14 protein-coding genes are annotated in these 15,165 nt (G+C 75.0%); 9 read left to right on the top strand and 5 right to left on the bottom strand.

The window, feature by feature from the left end:
• The first annotated feature begins 99 nt into the window (after nt 1–99).
• Complete coding sequence (locus ACN268_RS22810) at nt 100–1,326, top strand: hypothetical protein (protein ID WP_421484930.1); 1,227 nt, start codon at nt 100–102, stop codon at nt 1,324–1,326.
• Between the two features lie 16 nt (nt 1,327–1,342).
• On the opposite strand, the gene ACN268_RS22805 is transcribed toward ACN268_RS22810, so the two are convergent.
• Together ACN268_RS22805 and ACN268_RS22800 are read right to left on the bottom strand one after the other, a co-directional pair.
• On the bottom strand, nt 1,343–2,254 hold the full coding sequence (locus tag ACN268_RS22805; RefSeq protein WP_421484929.1) for a hypothetical protein: 912 nt from the start codon (nt 2,252–2,254) through the stop codon (nt 1,343–1,345).
• Nucleotides 2,251–3,402: an SPFH domain-containing protein gene (locus ACN268_RS22800; protein ID WP_421484928.1), complete on the bottom strand. Its 1,152-nt coding sequence runs from the start codon at nt 3,400–3,402 to the stop codon at nt 2,251–2,253. The genes ACN268_RS22805 and ACN268_RS22800 overlap by 4 nt, the downstream gene beginning before the upstream one ends.
• A 75-nt stretch (nt 3,403–3,477) precedes the next feature.
• Between ACN268_RS22800 and ACN268_RS22795 the strand changes: the two genes are divergently transcribed.
• Nucleotides 3,478–4,164 carry an NUDIX hydrolase gene (locus tag ACN268_RS22795; RefSeq protein WP_421484927.1) on the top strand — a complete coding sequence of 229 codons (687 nt, stop codon included), beginning with the start codon at nt 3,478–3,480 and terminating at the stop codon, nt 4,162–4,164.
• A 36-nt stretch (nt 4,165–4,200) separates the two neighbouring features.
• Here ACN268_RS22795 and ACN268_RS22790 read toward each other — a convergent pair whose 3' ends face one another.
• Together ACN268_RS22790 and ACN268_RS22785 are read right to left on the bottom strand one after the other, a co-directional pair.
• On the bottom strand, nt 4,201–4,752 hold the full coding sequence (locus tag ACN268_RS22790; protein ID WP_421484926.1) for a phosphatase PAP2 family protein: 552 nt from the start codon (nt 4,750–4,752) through the stop codon (nt 4,201–4,203).
• A gap of 208 nt (nt 4,753–4,960) precedes the next feature.
• Entirely contained in the window at nt 4,961–5,092 is a 132-nt protein-coding gene (locus ACN268_RS22785; RefSeq protein ID WP_421484925.1) for a hypothetical protein, read from the bottom strand.
• A gap of 216 nt (nt 5,093–5,308) precedes the next feature.
• On the opposite strand from ACN268_RS22785, the gene ACN268_RS22780 reads away from it, so the two are divergent.
• The 7 genes from ACN268_RS22780 to ACN268_RS22750 all read left to right on the top strand — a co-directional run bounded on the left by ACN268_RS22780 (nt 5,309) and on the right by ACN268_RS22750 (nt 14,010).
• Nucleotides 5,309–5,806, top strand: a complete 498-nt coding sequence (locus ACN268_RS22780) for a hypothetical protein (protein ID WP_421484924.1) — start codon at nt 5,309–5,311, stop codon at nt 5,804–5,806.
• A gap of 636 nt (nt 5,807–6,442) precedes the next feature.
• Complete coding sequence (gene pdhA, locus ACN268_RS22775; protein WP_421484923.1) at nt 6,443–7,618, top strand: pyruvate dehydrogenase (acetyl-transferring) E1 component subunit alpha; 1,176 nt, start codon at nt 6,443–6,445, stop codon at nt 7,616–7,618.
• Nucleotides 7,618–8,607, top strand: a complete 990-nt coding sequence (locus ACN268_RS22770) for an alpha-ketoacid dehydrogenase subunit beta (protein WP_421484922.1) — start codon at nt 7,618–7,620, stop codon at nt 8,605–8,607. Before pdhA ends, ACN268_RS22770 begins: the two co-directional genes overlap by 1 nt.
• 5 nt (nt 8,608–8,612) lie before the next feature.
• Nucleotides 8,613–10,079: a 2-oxo acid dehydrogenase subunit E2 gene (locus tag ACN268_RS22765; RefSeq protein ID WP_421486965.1), complete on the top strand. Its 1,467-nt coding sequence runs from the start codon at nt 8,613–8,615 to the stop codon at nt 10,077–10,079.
• Nucleotides 10,080–10,298: 219 nt separating this feature from the next.
• Nucleotides 10,299–10,436 (top strand): hypothetical protein, encoded by a 138-nt coding sequence (locus ACN268_RS22760; protein WP_168222356.1) that lies wholly within the window; start codon nt 10,299–10,301, stop codon nt 10,434–10,436.
• A 342-nt stretch (nt 10,437–10,778) separates the two neighbouring features.
• A complete protein-coding gene (locus ACN268_RS22755; RefSeq protein WP_421484921.1) occupies nt 10,779–13,685 on the top strand; it encodes an LppU/SCO3897 family protein in 2,907 nt (968 codons plus the stop codon).
• Between the two features lie 112 nt (nt 13,686–13,797).
• Nucleotides 13,798–14,010 (top strand): hypothetical protein, encoded by a 213-nt coding sequence (locus tag ACN268_RS22750; RefSeq protein WP_088641895.1) that lies wholly within the window; start codon nt 13,798–13,800, stop codon nt 14,008–14,010.
• Between the two features lie 64 nt (nt 14,011–14,074).
• Here the strand turns inward: ACN268_RS22750 and ACN268_RS22745 are convergent, their stop codons facing one another.
• Complete coding sequence (locus tag ACN268_RS22745; protein WP_421484920.1) at nt 14,075–15,058, bottom strand: DUF2690 domain-containing protein; 984 nt, start codon at nt 15,056–15,058, stop codon at nt 14,075–14,077.
• Nucleotides 15,059–15,165 lie beyond the last annotated feature (107 nt).

Genomic DNA, 15,165 nt, shown 5'->3' with positions numbered 1-15,165 from the left:
CCACCGGCCCGACGGCCATCGACGGACGCCGACCACCGGCCGGCGAACGCGGACGTCGGCACGGGTGTCCGGGGCGGCGCGGCGGCGTAGGGTCGTGCCATGGCCACGCCACAGACCCCCTACGACGCGGTGCTGTCCGCCGCCCGCGACGTGACCAGGCTGGACTGCGCGCTCGACGCCGAGATGCTCGGCACGGCGCTGCTGGGCAGCGTCTACGCGATCGCCGAGACCGACCGGGAAACGGCGGTCCGGGAGTTCGTCTCCGGTTTCCTCGCCGCCACCTCCCGCCGCCGCACGGCCGCCGCCACCACCATCCGGCAGGTCTTCGCCGCGCTGGTCCCGACCGCCGAGGGCGCGGCGAAGGTCCGCCCCGGCGCGCAGGCGCCGGCCTGGGCCGGCCAGCTCGGCCGGGTCCACCTCACCGGCACCTGGTCCTACGGCGACGTGTACGGCGACCAGACCTCCTACCTGGCCACCTTCGCCTACGACGACGAGTCGGGTGGCCCGGAGCACGCCCTGGTCGCGCTGATCGACCACAACATCGGCATCACCAAGGACGTCTTCGTCGGCGGTCCGGCCGAACGCATCCTCGCGCAGGTCCGGCAGATGTGCGCCGACGACGACCTGACCTGGTTCCGGGAGGAGGACCCGGCCCGGATGCACGGCGAGGTGGGCCGCCACCTGGAGATCACCGACGACCTCGGTGACCTGCCCGCCGAGGGTTCGCTCGCCACCGACCGGGCGCTGGTCGGGGCGCGGTTGGCGGTGTTGCCGCAGGCGGGCGCCGACTCCACCGGCTGGCCCACCGAGCCGCTCTCCAGCGACGAACGCACCGCGCTGGTCCGGGCCTTCCTGGCCGCCCCCGAGGCGGCCCGGTACGGGCTGAACACCCTCGACGGCGACGCCGAGCTGGCCTCGCTGCACTTCTGCCTCGGCCTGCTCTTCGACCACGCGGCGAGCTTCCCGGACGCCGATCCGCTGCGCTGGAGCCCGGCGGTGGCCGGGCTGTTCCTGCTCGACTGGGTGCACCGGCGGGCCGTGCTGGACATGGACGACGCGGCGATGCTGCCCCGGGTGCTGCGTGCCTGGGCGGCGTTCGCGGCCCGGCGACGCGGGCTGCCCGAGCGGGCCGTCGCCCAGACCGACGAGGCGATCGAGGAGCTGGTGCCGGAGTTCGCCAGGCTCTATTCGACAGGTGAGCGGCGCAGCCCGGCGACGGCGGCGGTGGCCCAGTTGATGGCCGACGGTGTCGACCCGGACGACCCGGTCGCGCTGGACGCCTGGATCGAGGCCAACCGGCAGCGCCTCGGCGACGACATCCCCTGACCGGCCGGACCGCCGGTCAGGGTTCGACCAGGGCCAGCCGGCCGGGGGCGACGTCGAGGCGGATGCGCTGCCCCCAGCGCAGCGTCAACCGGTCGGTCTCCAGGCCGTCGGCGAAGGCCACCAGGCCGTCCGACTCGGCGGTCAGCTCCAGCGTGTCGGTGCCGTCGAGGCGGCCGGCGACCAGGTCGGCCCCGGTGACCGGGGAGGGCCACGCCTCCCGGACGAACCAGCACAGCGCCGGCTCCTGCGGGGCGGGGAGCGCGACGGCGGCCGGTCGGCCCCGGGCGATCGAGGCGCACCAGCCGGTGGCCCCGGTGCCGGTGCCGACGACCACCCCGGAGGACGACTGCCGCTCCCGGCGGGGTCGGCCGTCGGAGGTGACGTCGAGCAGGTAGCGGGCCGACTGGTGGGAGGGGTGCCCGACGTACACCTCGTTGAGGCCGACCAGTTCCTGGCCGTCGTCGAGGGTGGCCCGGACCATGGCCCGGTGCCGCAGCGGCGCGGCCCCGGCCACCACCGCCGGCAGCAGCGCGGCCACCTGGTCGCCGGTGCACCGGACCAGCACCCCGGCGTTGCGGCCCGGCTCCGGGTCGACGCCGACGACGGGTTGCCCGCTGAGGTACTTCGCCACGTTGGCGACCAGGCCGTCCGGCCCGACGGCGACGACGACGTCCTCCGGCCCGAACAGGAACCGGGGCAGGTCGTCCCGGTTCACCGTGCCGCGTCGCCAGTCGGCAGGGACGGCGGCCGCGACGGCGGTCAGCGCCGACTGGAGTGCCTCGTGCCGGTCCACCACCTCGGCCAGGTCCCGCCCCCGGGCGCGCAGGTACCACTGGGCCGCCGCCCGGGTGCCGTGCCGGGCGAGCAGTTCGTCCAGCTCGCTGGGGCGGCGCACGACCACCACCCGGGGGGCCAGGGTGGCGCTCACCGGTCGACCGCCCCGGTCGGGCCGGTGAGCGTCCCGGTCGGGCCGGTGAGCGTCCCGGTCGGGCCGGTGAGCCGGCCGAGCAGGTCGGCGAGCAGGTCCGGGGTGACCGTGAGCTGGCCGATCGGGGGGAGCTGACCGGCGAGTTCCCGGACGGTGAGGGCCTGCAGCACCGCCGGCGGCAGTTCGGCGTACGTGGCCAGCTTCGCCGCCTCCGCCTCGGCCTCGGCGGCGCCGACGGCGCGTACCGTCTCGGCCTTGGCCAGGGCGAGCGTCCGTTCCTTGTCGGCGGCACCGGCGGCGAGCAGGCGCTCCTTCTCCGCCTCGGCGGTGGCGAGCACCCGGGCCCGCTCGGCGGCGGCGGTGTTGGCGACCTGTTCCCGTTCCGCCTTGCCGTGGGCGCCGGCCAGTTCGGCGGCGGCGTCGAGTTCGGCCCGGCGGCGGGCGTTCGCCCCGTGCTGCTCGACGAGCTGCTGCTCCCGGCGGGCCAGTTCGATCTTGTTCTGGAGTTCGTTCTCGGCGATGCCGCGTTCCTGCTCGACGGCCTGGGCCCGGCGGGCGTACGTGGCCCGGTCGGCCTCCACCTGCACGGCCTCCCGGGTGGGGGTCTGCAGGGCGCGTTCCAGTTCCGGTTCGGGCCGGACGGCGACGACCCGGGCGCTGACCACGGCGACGCCGATGTCGGCGAGCCGGGGTTCGGTGCCGAGCGCGGCGGAGACCGCCTCCCGCACGGGTGCCATGGTGGTCAGCGCCTCGGCCAGCGGCACCCGGGCGAGCAGGTCGAGGGCGGGTTGCTGGGCCAGCTCGGCCAGTAGCGTGGCCACCTGGTCGAGGGGGCGGGAGCGGGCCCGACCGGTGCGCGGGTCGACCGAGAAGTCGAGCCGGGCGGCGGCCAGGGCCGGGTCGGCCACCCGGTAGGTCACGGTGGCCTGGACGGTGATGTCGGCGAAGTCGCCGGTCCGGGCGTGGAAGAGCAGCGGCAGCTCCCGGTCGTCCACCGGCACCTCGCTCAGCACGGCGGTCAGCGGCCGGTACCAGAACGACTGGCCGGTCCCCTCCCGCCGGACCCGCCCGGCGACGTGCAGCCGTACCCAGTTGGTAGGTGTCCCGCGCAGGTGGCGCAGGAAGAGTCGTCGCGTCACGTCGGCCATGGCTTCACCCTCCCCTTTTTCGTCGCTACGACGATAACCACTCTGCTAAGTTATCGTCAAGGTGGTGATAAAACGATGACCGACTACCCGCCCTTCGCCGTGACGGTGGACCTGGTGGTGCTCACCGTGCGCGCCGACGCGTTGCACCTGCTGCTCGTCCGCCGGGGCATCCCGCCGGACCAGGGCCGGTGGGCGCTGCCGGGTGGCTTCGTCGGCATCGACGAGGACCTGCCCGACGCCGCCGCCCGGGAGTTGACCGAGGAAACCGGGCTACCGGAGCCGGTCGGCCACCTGGAGCAGCTCGGTACGTACGGCCGGCCCGGCCGGGACCCACGCGGGCGGGTGGTCACCGTGGCCTGGCTGGCGCTGCTCCCCGACCTGCCCGCCCCGGTCGCCGGCTCGGACGCCGCCTCGGCAGAGTGGGTGCCGGTCACCCGGCTCACCCCCGGCCAGCTCGCCTTCGACCACGACCTGATCGTCGCCGACGGCCTGGAACGGGCCCGCGCGAAGCTGGAGTACACCCCGCTGGCCGGCGCCTTCTGCCCGCCCGAGTTCACCGTGGCCCAACTACGGGCGGTCTACGAGACGGTCTGGGGCACCCGGCTGGACCCGCGCAACTTCCACCGCAAGGTCACCGGCACCCCCGGCTTCGTCAGCCCCGTCGGCCGCGCCACCGAGGGCGACCGGGGACGACCCGCCCAACTGTTCCGCCGGGGCCCGGCGACCCGGCTCCACCCGCCCATGCTCCGCCCCGAACCCTGACGACCCCGGCGTGCCGGCCGCCCGGCGGCGGCAGGCTCAGGACAGCGTCGCGAAGACCAGCCCGGCCACCAGTGCACCCACCAGCCCGCCGGTCACGACCTGCGCGACGGTGTGGTCACGCAGCCGCACCCGGGACCAGCCGACCAGGCCGAGCAGCGGAACGGCAGGCAGCAGCCGGGGGCCGAAGGTGAGCACCAGTACCACCAGCGTGCCGGCGGCCACCGCCGAGTGGATCGACATCTTCCACCAGTGACTGGCCGACACCGCCACCACCAGACCGACCACCCCGGTGGCGACCAGCGCCAGCACCGGGCGCGGCGCACCGAGCACCGCGAGCAGGGCCAGCCCGGCGGCGGCCGACACCAGGCCGAACAGCAGCGGCACCCGGCGTTGCTCACGCCGACCGATGTGGTGGTCGGTGAGCCGACCCCGACGCACCCCGTTGAGGACGTACGCGAACGGGATGCCGGCGGCGAAGACCGTGGCGAGCAGCCCCCAGGCCAACCCCCGTACGCCACCCGCGCCGTGCCAACCGATCACCACGGTCAGCCCGGTGACCAGCACGGCCGGCGCGGTTGCCTCGGTCACCCACCGGGCCACCCGGGTCGCCGCCCCCGCCGGCCCGACAGGGACCTGACCGGGGGCGGACGGGACGTCGCGGGCCGGGGAGGCTCCGGGGTCGCCCGCGGGCCGGTCACCGCCCTCGTCGCGCGTACTCAGCGTTCCGCCCCCGCATGTCGTGCCGACCGGTCCGTCGCCGGGGTGGCCGGGCGTCGGCGTCCGCACCGTGGGCGGTTCAGCCGGCGTCGTTCGTCACCGTACCGTCCGGATCGGTGCCGTCGTGGCTGGTCGGCGCGGGCATCGCGGGCGTCTGCGGCGTGGGGGCCGGGGTGGCCGACGGGCGGTCGACCGGGGTCGACGCACCCACGGCGGCGCTCCGACGCGCGGCACGCGACGGGCCTCGTCCCGCAGCCGGACGGGACGGGGGGCCCGGGTCGGGACGGCCGTCACGGTGGGCCGGGGGCGCGGGGTGGGGACCACGGTGACCGTGACGGTGGGGCCCGGTCCGACCGTGGGCCCCGGCGTCGGGTCGGGTTCCAGGGTCGACGTCGGGCCGGGGGTCGGCTCGGGCGTGGGTGCCGGCGTGGGGGTGTCGGAGGGGGCCGAGGTCGGCGACGGGTCCGGGGGCGGTTCGGAGAAGGTGGTCGTCGGCTCGGCGCTCGGTTCCGCGCTCGGGCTCGGTTCTGTACTCGGGCTCGGTTCCGCGCTCGGGCTCGGCGAGGTGGGGGTGGGGGTGGGGTGGGCCGGGGCGGCCGGCGCGTGCGTCCGGGGGACGGGACGGGGGGTCGCGGCGGGGGCGGCCGGGGGCGGCGCGGGACGGTGGGTGACGCCGGTGCCGCCGGTGCCCGGGACGGGGGCCGGCGTGGGTGGTGGGGGCGCGCCGACGGGACCGGTCGGCGGCAGGGCCGGTTGGCCGGTGGCGGGCACCGGGACGACGACCGGCCCGACCGACGGGGTGGGCAGGAACGGGGTGCCGCCGTCCGGCAGCGCGGTGCTGCCCACGGTGGCGGAGCCGGCGCTGATCGCGGCGAGGACCGGCATGGAGGCGGCCCCGGCGAGCAGGGCGACGGTGAACAGGTAGCCCCGGTGCGGGCCACCCAGGCCCGGGGCCCGGTGGACGCCGATCATCCGCCGGTAGCTGCCGCCGCCGGCCCGGTGTCGCCCGAGGAGGGGGATCGGAGGACCGTCACCTGGCTCGGACACCGCACACTCCCTCGTCGACCTGGATGTGTTAGTCGGTGGGCAGCACGGATTAGAACGGACATTATTCGCTAAACGCCCACCAATACCGGTCAGCTTGACCCAGTGACGCCCAGTTCACCAGGCACCACAGCGTGTCGACACACAAAAAGTCCGTCACCCGGCCGCCACGGTCACGGCAGCACGGCCGGCGACACGACAAAAAAGTCCACGGGTCACCAAGCGGACATGTCGTCACCGGCAGGAGGGCCATACTGTGGGGCCGCTCACCTCCTCTGCAATCATTCAGGCACGACGGCAACGCAGCCGCCCCTCCGCGTACCCCGTGGCAGGCGTGGCTGGTGGCCGACGCTCCCGAACCGGGTTCGACCCATGGATCCGGCTCAGGTCGTGCGGCAACCCCTACCGGGGCCAGGCACGACCGCCAGGAACCAGTCCGGCAACAGCCGGGCCGGCGCACGTTGTGCGCGGACGGGTGACCCCCCGGCTCGGGCACAGACACGACAGGGAGAGACGGATGGCAAAGGGCGACCCTGCGGTCTCCAGCCGCGGCCGGCGAGCCGCACCCCGGTCCCGGCGGGCCACGACCGGCGAGCCGGAACTCGTACAGCTGCTCACCCCGGCCGGCGACCGGATCGAGAGCGCGACCGGCCCGGACGGCACCGAGTACCGCGTCGACTTCACCGACGAGGAGTACCGCGGCCTCTACCGCGACCTCGTGCTGGTCCGCAAGCTCGACGCCGAGGCGACCGCGTTGCAGCGGCAGGGCGAGCTGGGCCTGTGGGCCTCGCTGCTCGGCCAGGAGGCGGCCCAGGTCGGCTCCGGGCGGGCGCTGCGCAGCCAGGACATGGCCTTCCCGACCTACCGGGAGCACGGTGTGCTCTACTGCCGGGGCATCGACCCGATCATGCCGCTCGGCCTGTTCCGCGGCGTCGATCAGGGCGGCTGGGACCCGAACGAGTTCAAGTTCAACATGTACACGATCGTCATCGGGGCGCAGACCCTGCACGCGACCGGGTACGCGATGGGCGTCCACATGGACGGCAAGACCGGCACCGAGGACGGCGAGGCGGTGATCGCCTACTTCGGCGACGGCGCCACCAGCCAGGGCGACGTCAACGAGGCGTTCGTCTGGGCCAGCGTCTTCAACGCCCCGCTGGTGTTCTTCTGCCAGAACAACCAGTACGCCATCTCCGAGCCGCTGGAGCGCCAGACCCGGGTTCCGCTCTACCGGCGGGCCGGCGGCTTCGGCTTCCCCGGCGTCCGCGTCGACGGCAACGACGTGCTCGCCTCGTACGCGGTGACCCGGCACGCGCTGGACAACGCCCGGCTCGGCCAGGGCCCCAGCCTGATCGAGGCGTACACCTACCGGATGGGTGCGCACACCACCTCCGACGACCCGACCCGCTACCGGATCGCCAGCGAGGTCGAGGCCTGGCAGGCCAAGGACCCGATCGCCCGGATGAAGGCGTTCCTCGAACGGCAGCAGCTCGCCGACGCCGACTTCTTCGCCGAGGTCGACGAGCAGGCCCGCGCCGAGGCCGTGCACCTGCGCGAACGGGTGCTCGACCTGCCCGACCCGCAGCCGGTCAGCATGTTCGACCACGTCTACCCGCACGGCTCGCCCGAGTTGGACGCCCAGCGGGCCCAGTTCAGCAGGTACCTGGAGTCGTTCGAGGGGAGCGCGCACTGATGGCCACCGAGACCCTCACCATGGGCAAGGCCCTCAACACCGGCCTGCGCCGCGCCCTGGAGAACGACCCGAAGGTCGTCATCATGGGCGAGGACGTCGGCAAGCTCGGCGGCGTCTTCCGGATCACCGACGGCCTGCAGAAGGACTTCGGCGACCAGCGGGTGATCGACACCCCGTTGGCCGAGTCCGGCATCATCGGCACCGCCGTCGGCCTGGCCATCCGGGGCTTCCGGCCGATCTGCGAGATCCAGTTCGACGGCTTCGTCTACCCGGCGTACGACCAGATCGTGTCGCAGGTGGCCAAGATGCACTACCGCTCGCAGGGCAAGGTCACCATCCCGATGGTGATCCGGATCCCCTACGGCGGCGGCATCGGCGCGGTCGAGCACCACTCCGAGTCGCCGGAGGCGTACTTCGCGCACACCGCCGGGCTGAAGGTGGTGACCTGCGCCAACCCGCAGGACGCGTACGTGATGATCCAGCAGGCCATCGCCTCGGACGACCCGATCGTCTTCCTGGAGCCCAAGCGCCGCTACTGGGAGAAGGGTCCCGTCGACCTGGACACCCCGCTGTCCGGGGCGTACCCGCTGCACGCCGCCCGGGTGGTGCGGCCGGGCACCGACGCGACAGTGCTGGCGTACGGCCCGATGGTGCGCACCGCGCTGGACGCGGCGACCGCCGCCGCCGAGGACGGCCGGGAGCTGGAGGTCGTCGACCTGCGTACGCTCTCCCCGCTGGACCTGACCGCCGCCTACGAGTCGGTGCGGCGCACCGGCCGGTGTGTGGTCGTCCACGAGGCACCGGGCAACCTGGGGCTGGGCTCGGAGATCGCGGCGCGGATCACCGAGGAGTGCTTCTACTCCCTGGAGTCCCCGGTGCTGCGGGTCACCGGCTTCGACACCCCCTACCCGGCCAGCCGGGTGGAGGAGGAGTACCTGCCCGACCTCGACCGGGTGCTCGACGCCGTCGACCGCACCTTCGGCTGGTGAGCGCGATGTCCCGGATCAAGGAGTTCAACCTGCCCGACCTGGGCGAGGGCCTGACCGAGGGCGAGATCCTCGCCTGGCTGGTCAAGGTGGGCGACGTCATCGAGCTGAACCAGCCGATCGTCGAGGTGGAGACGGCCAAGGCGGCCGTGGAGATCCCGGCGAAGTGGGCCGGGGAGGTGCGCTCGATCTTCCACCCGGAGGGGAGCACGGTCGAGGTCGGCACGCCGATCATCGCCATCGACACCGACCCGGGTGCCGGTCCGGTGCCGGAGTCGACGACCGCCGCCGCCACGTCCGACCTGCCCACCCCCTCGGCCGCCTCCCTGGCCGCGGTCCAGGTCGCCCCGGCCGAGGGCATGGTCGAGCCCGGCCTGATCGGCGGCGTAGCCCCGGGTGGCCGAACGGCCGTCCTGGTCGGCTACGGCCCCCGCAACGCCCCCGCCAAACGCCGCCCCCGCCGTTCCCCCACCCCCACCTCCACCCCCGCTCCTGTCGATCATGGAGTTGTGGTGGGGGACAAAAACGTCCCTGTCGTGGCAGAGCCGGCACCACCAGTCCATGATCGACGGAGCGTGGGTGGTGCGGTGCTGGCGAAGCCGCCGGTGCGCAAGCTCGCCAAGGATCTCGGGGTCGATCTGGGTGCGCTGGTGGGGTCGGGGCCGCTGGGGTCGATCACGCGGGAGGACGTCCAGCGGGCGGTGGCCGGGAGCACGGCGGTGGCCGAGCCGGCGGCGGCGACGCCACCTGCCACCTCGGCCGCGAGCTTCGGCGCGGACCGTGAGCAGCGCATCCCGGTCAAGGGGGTACGCCGGCTGACCGCCGAGAACATGTCCCGCTCGGCGTTCACCGCCCCGCACGTCACCGAGTTCCTGACCGTGGACGTGACCCGGACGATGAAGGCGCTGGACCGGCTGCGCGAACGGCGGGACTGGCGCGACGTGCGGGTCTCGCCGTTGCTGCTGGTCGCCAAGGCGGTGCTGCTGGCGGTCCGGCGGCACCCGATGGTCAACTCGACCTGGGCCGGCGACGAGATCGTCGTCAAGGAGTACGTCAACCTGGGCATCGCGGCGGCCACCGAGCGCGGCCTGATCGTGCCGAACATCAAGGACGCCGGCCGGCTCACGCTGCGTGAGCTGGCGGATGCGCTGACGGGTCTGGTGCAGACGGCCAAGGCGGGGAAGACCTCCCCGGCGGACATGTCCGGCGGCACCCTGACGATCACCAACGTCGGGGTGTTCGGGGTGGACACCGGAACCCCGATCCTGCCGCCGGGCGAGTCGGCGATCCTGGCCTTCGGCGCGGTCCGTGAGCTGCCGTGGGTCCACAAGGGCAAGGTCAAGCCGCGTCAGGTGACCACCCTGGGGCTCTCCTTCGACCACCGGATCATCGACGGCGAGTTGGGGTCGAAGTTCCTGCGGGACATCGGGGACTTCCTCGCCGACCCGGAGGCGGCGCTGCTCGCCTGGACCTGACCGGCGACGTTCCGGCCACGGCCGGTGTGCACAGGGTGAACGCCCGGCACACCGGCCGTTGCCATTGGGGGAAGAAACAGTGGCCCAGATCGCTCTTTGACCTACGATCCTTAGGCCCGTGTTGCAGCTCACCTAATAATCGATGGCGATCGCCGCCCGATGGGTGTTCAATGGAGTCATCAAGGGGCTGACAACCGAATAGCCGGAGGAGAGACCACCATGAGCATGATCGAGCGAATCCGCACCCGTCGTGACGCCAACCGTCGGGCCCGTGCCATCGAGCACGCGCTGCGCTCCGCCAACTCGCCGGCGGTCCGCGAGGAGATCCTCGCGATCGCCCAGCGTCACATGAGCTGACGCGGCACCGACTTTCCCCTCCCTCCTCCAGATCGATGACCCGCCCGGGCCCCGGGCGGGTCATCGGCGTTCCGGACCCGCTGAGACCGGGATTCCACCTCGCCACGACGCCCGGTACGGTGGTTCCGGTCGCCACCCGCCGACCCGGACACCGATCGCTACGGATGGAAGCCGATCGACACCGTCCGGCGACGCGGAGTGACGGCCGGTGCTGCATGGGGGCCGCGCGCGCGTACCGGATACCGTGCGGGGAGACCGCACGGCCGAACCGCCGGGCACCGGCGGCACGGCCGACCGGACGGACGGCATCGGCGGCCGACATGTGATGGAGGAGGCGCACCCATGACGTCCGAGGGCCAGCACCGTCCCGGCCAGGAGCCGGGCGAGGCGCCGCCGGGCTCCGGTGGACCGGCGCCGTACGGCGACCGACAGCCCCCGCAGGACCCGGGGTACGGCGTCCCCGCCACCCCGGACCTCGGCTGGGCCCCACCACCCCCCACCGGCCGGGGCAACCCGCCCGGTCCGTCCTGGTCGGCACCCGACCAGCCGGCGGCCTGGGGCGGCGCGCAGGTTCCGCAGCAGTCCGAGCCGACCGAGGCGTGGACCCCACCGCCCGGCGGGGCACCGCCCACCGAGGCGTGGACCCCACCGGCCGGCCCGCCACAGCCCGCCTGGGCGGGGCAGCCCGAGCAGCCCGCCTGGGCCGCCGCGCCCGCGCCGTCCGCCGGAAAGCCCGACTCCTCCCCACAGCCCGGTTGGGCGCCGTCGCACGAACCCGGCTGGGCGCAGGCCGAGCAGCCCGCACCGGCCTGGGCGCAGCCCGAGGCCGGTGCCCGGGGCGCCGCCCGGGTGCCGCAGCCGGACAACCCGGCCGGCGGTGGCTGGTCCCCGCCGGCCGACCCCGCCCCCACCTCTCCCGCCGGCTGGTCCGGTCAGGACGCCGCCGCGCGCGAAGCGACCCCGGGTACCAACGGCTGGGGCACCGCCCCCGCACCGCAGCAGGACGACCCGGCCCGCTCCGGCGGCTGGCCGGCCGACGACCGGGCCGGGGCCGGCCGTGCCGACGCCGACCGGGGCCATGCCAGTCAGGGCAACGGCTGGCCGGCCGACGACCGGGCCGGGGCCGACCCGGCGCGGGCTGGCTGGCCGGCGGGCCCGCAGGACGGGCCCGGCAACTCCGGCGGGTGGGCCACCCGTGGGCCGGCCCGCCCCGACGAGGCGCACCGCCCCGCCGGCCGGGCCTCGGTGCCCGTGCCGGCCCCGGCGGAGCCCACGAACCAGACGGCGGCCTGGCCGCAGCCGGAGGCCGGCGCGCAGGCGGCGGGCAACGCCGCAGGTGTCGACAGCCGGTCCACCGAGGACGATCCGTCCCGCTCGGGTGGCTGGGCCGCGAACCGGCCCGGCCCGGACGACGCCGGCCGCCCCGGTGACTGGCCGGACGGCACGCGGGACGACCGGCAGCCGCCGTGGGGTGCGCCGGACGAGCCCGCCACGGCCCGGTGGGAGGGTCAACGCGAACAGGCCACCCCCGACGGCTGGGCGGGCGGCGCTCCCGCCCGCGCCGACCAGTCGCGTCAGGACGACCCGGCGTCGGGTCAGGAGTGGCCGGCACCGGTCGCGCAGCGGGGTGCGGCCTCCGTACCGTCGCCGGAGCACCCGGAGTCCGGTGCCGCCTGGGCGGCACCGGAGCAGCCCGCACGCGCGTCCGCCTCGGTCGCCGCGCCGGACGGTCCGCCCGCCTGGGCCGGCAACGACCACCAGCAGCCGCCGTGGCCGGGGGCCGAGCGCCCCGTCGTGCCGGAGGGCGAGCCGTGGGCACCCGAGCAGGCATGGGGTCGCGCCGAGCCTGCGGGCCAGCCGGCGGAGGGCGGCTGGGAACCCCGCCGTGGCGATGACCAGCCGATCTACCAGCCGGGGCCCGCTCCCGGCATCTCCCCGGCCAACAAGGTGCCGCTCCCGCCTCAGGAGCAGCGCGTGCCGGGGGCCAGCCTGGCCGCCGCGCCGCCGGCCGACTACGTGCCGCCGGCCCCGTTCGGGGGTCCCGGCGGCCAGCAGCCGCACGGCCGCGACGCGGCCGGTTGGGGCGCGCCGGAGCAGCCGCAGTTGCCGGCCGGCCCGGCCCTGCCCGCGCAGCGGCTTTCGCCCGAGTCCGAGGATGCCGGCCGCGCGGCGGTGCCGACGGCCGACGCCGGGGAGCCCGGTGCGGTCGGCCGCGCCTCGGCCAGCGCCTCGGTGCCGACGGCCAGCCGGGTCGCACCCCCGAGCGACCAGGCGGCGCACCCGGCCGGCCCGGTCGTTCCACAACCCCGGGTGTACGGTCGGCCGGCCCGCCCGGAGCCGCCGGAGGAGGCGGAGGAGCACGACCCCCGCCGGCCCGAGCAGCACGACGCCCGGTTCACCGACCAGGACCGCACCCGGTTCGATGGCCCCGAGCAGCCCCGCTTCGATGAGCCGGAACGGCCGCGTTTCGACGACCAGGACCGGACCCGGTTCGACGGTCCCCGCTTCGACGACCAGGAGCGGCAGCACGGCTTCGGCGGTGAGGCGCCGTCGTCCGCGCCACCGGCCGCCCCGCCCGCGTTCGGTGGCGGCATCCCCGCCTTCGCCGACCCGGCGGGCAGCAACCGGCCCATGAACGGCACCCGTCCGCACGGCCCGGCGGACCGGCCGGCCGACCCGTTCGGGGCCGGCCCGACCAGCGGCGCACCGGCCGGTGCCGCACCCGTGCCGGGGTACGGCCACCCGGCGCACGACCCGGCCCACGGTGGGTACGCCTCCCCGTTCCCGCCCGCCGGGCAGCAGTTCGGGCCGGGTGGGCAGCCGTCCGGCCCCACGGGTTGGCCGGGTGAGCCGGAGCAGGAGCAGGGGCGTTTCGACGCGTTCAAGCCGGACGCCGAGCCGGAGCAGAAGGCCGAACAGCCCACGCCGAAGGTACGCAACGGGCGGGTGCTCGCCCTGGTGCTGATCGCGGCGGTGCTGATCCTGGCCGTCCCGTTGGGTCTGCTGATGCTGCTCGGCAAGATCGGCTCGGACGACGACAAGCCGGCCCCGTTCAATCCGGCCGTCGGTTCCTGCGTCAAGCAGTCCGGTAACGGCGCGAGCGCGGCGAACTGCGACGAGCAGGGTGCCTTCACGGTCGTCTCCAAGGTGGACGCCAAGGAGAAGTGCACCGACCCGACCCAGCCGCACGTGGTGTTGCAGGGCGGCGGGGTCGACCGGGTGCTCTGCCTCAAGCCGGCCGGCCAGTAACGGCGTACCGACGGCGGGGACCCGGGTGGACCGGGTCCCCGCCGTCGGTGTTTCGGGCCGTGCGGAGTGGGCAGTCTATGAGGACATTGACGTAGCCCGAGGAGGTCACCCCATGGCAGGCAACGAGAACGAGGTCAACCGCAGCGCGCGCAGCGGCCGCTTCGTCACGGAGGGCACCACCGAGCGGGACCCCCGGCACACGACCACCGAGCAGGTCGGCAACGGCGGGGAGCAGGAGGTCAACCGCAGCGCGAGCACCGGCCGCTTCGTCACGGAGACCACCGCCGAGCTGCACCCGTCGACGACCGAGACCCAGCACGTCTGACCGACCGGCCGACCACTGCCCTCCGCACCGGCGCGGGGGGCAGTGTCATGTCCGGGCAGCAGTGTCATGTCCGGGCACCGAGCTGCACGCACGGCGTACGCGCGCTGGCCAGGACGCTGCGGTTGTCGGCTGCGGTGATGTCGACGGTGACCGACACGCAGCCCCTCGTGGTCCGCAGCACGTTGCCGAACACGCTGTACACCTGACTTTTGATCATGAAGGGGTAGTCGAACCGGCTGGCCGCGCCGTCGGCGGGGCGGGTGGCCGCCAGTCGGATGGTCGCCCCGGTCGGCACCCGCTCGGTGGAGACGAACAGCGGCCAGGCCGCCCGGCAGCGCGGGGAGTACCGCAGGGTCAGGCTGCCGTAGCTGGGCTGCGTCGGGTCGGGGTCCGGCACCGGGACGGTCTCCGTGCTGACCGCGTCCACCTGGCAGCGTTCCTCCTGCGGGTCCGCCCCGTCGGGGACCGGCGTGCCGCCGGTGGCTGCGGGGTCGGTGGGTGCCGGGCCGGACGCGTCGACCGCCCGGTCCGAGGGCCGGTTCGTCCGGGGTTCCCGGTCGGCGATCATCGGTACGACCGAGCCGGCGACGAGCACGGTGAGCCCGGCCGCCGCGACCAGCGCCCACCGGGGCAGCGGTGCCCACCGGGGTCCCGGTGTGCGCCGGGCGGCCGCCCGCGGTGACGACGGCGGCAGCCCCGACACCGATTCCTCCGCCGGCCGGTCGGCTGCCGGCCCGGCGAGCGCTGGCCCGTCGGGGGCCGGTCCGGCGGGCCGGTCCAGTGCGGCCTCCCGGTGCCACCGGTCCCGCCAGGCCGCCTCGTCGCCGCCGCAGGCCCGGACGAAGGCCAGGGTCAGCTCCAGCGACGGCAGGCGGGTGCCGGACAGCACCCCCGCCAGCGCGGTGTGCGAGTAGTGGGCGGTCGCCGACATCCTGCGTAGTGACGGCTGCCCGGCGTCGCGCCGGAGCCGGGCGAGATCAGCGACGAACTGGTGGTGCCGGGCTTCGCCGGAGACCTGCTCGCCGACTCGTCCGCTTCGACCCGTCATGGACCCTCCCCTGCGTGTAAACCCTGGTGTCAACGCACGTCAAGCCAGTGCTTTACAGGCGGGTGCCACGACAGGATCGACCCCGGAGCAGCCACCCGCCGGATAGG

The sequence above is a fragment of the Micromonospora sp. WMMD735 genome (assembly GCF_049178995.1).
In the GTDB taxonomy this organism is placed as follows: Bacteria; Actinomycetota; Actinomycetes; order Mycobacteriales; family Micromonosporaceae; genus Micromonospora; species Micromonospora wenchangensis.
This window is presented reverse-complemented; position numbering and strand designations above follow the sequence as displayed.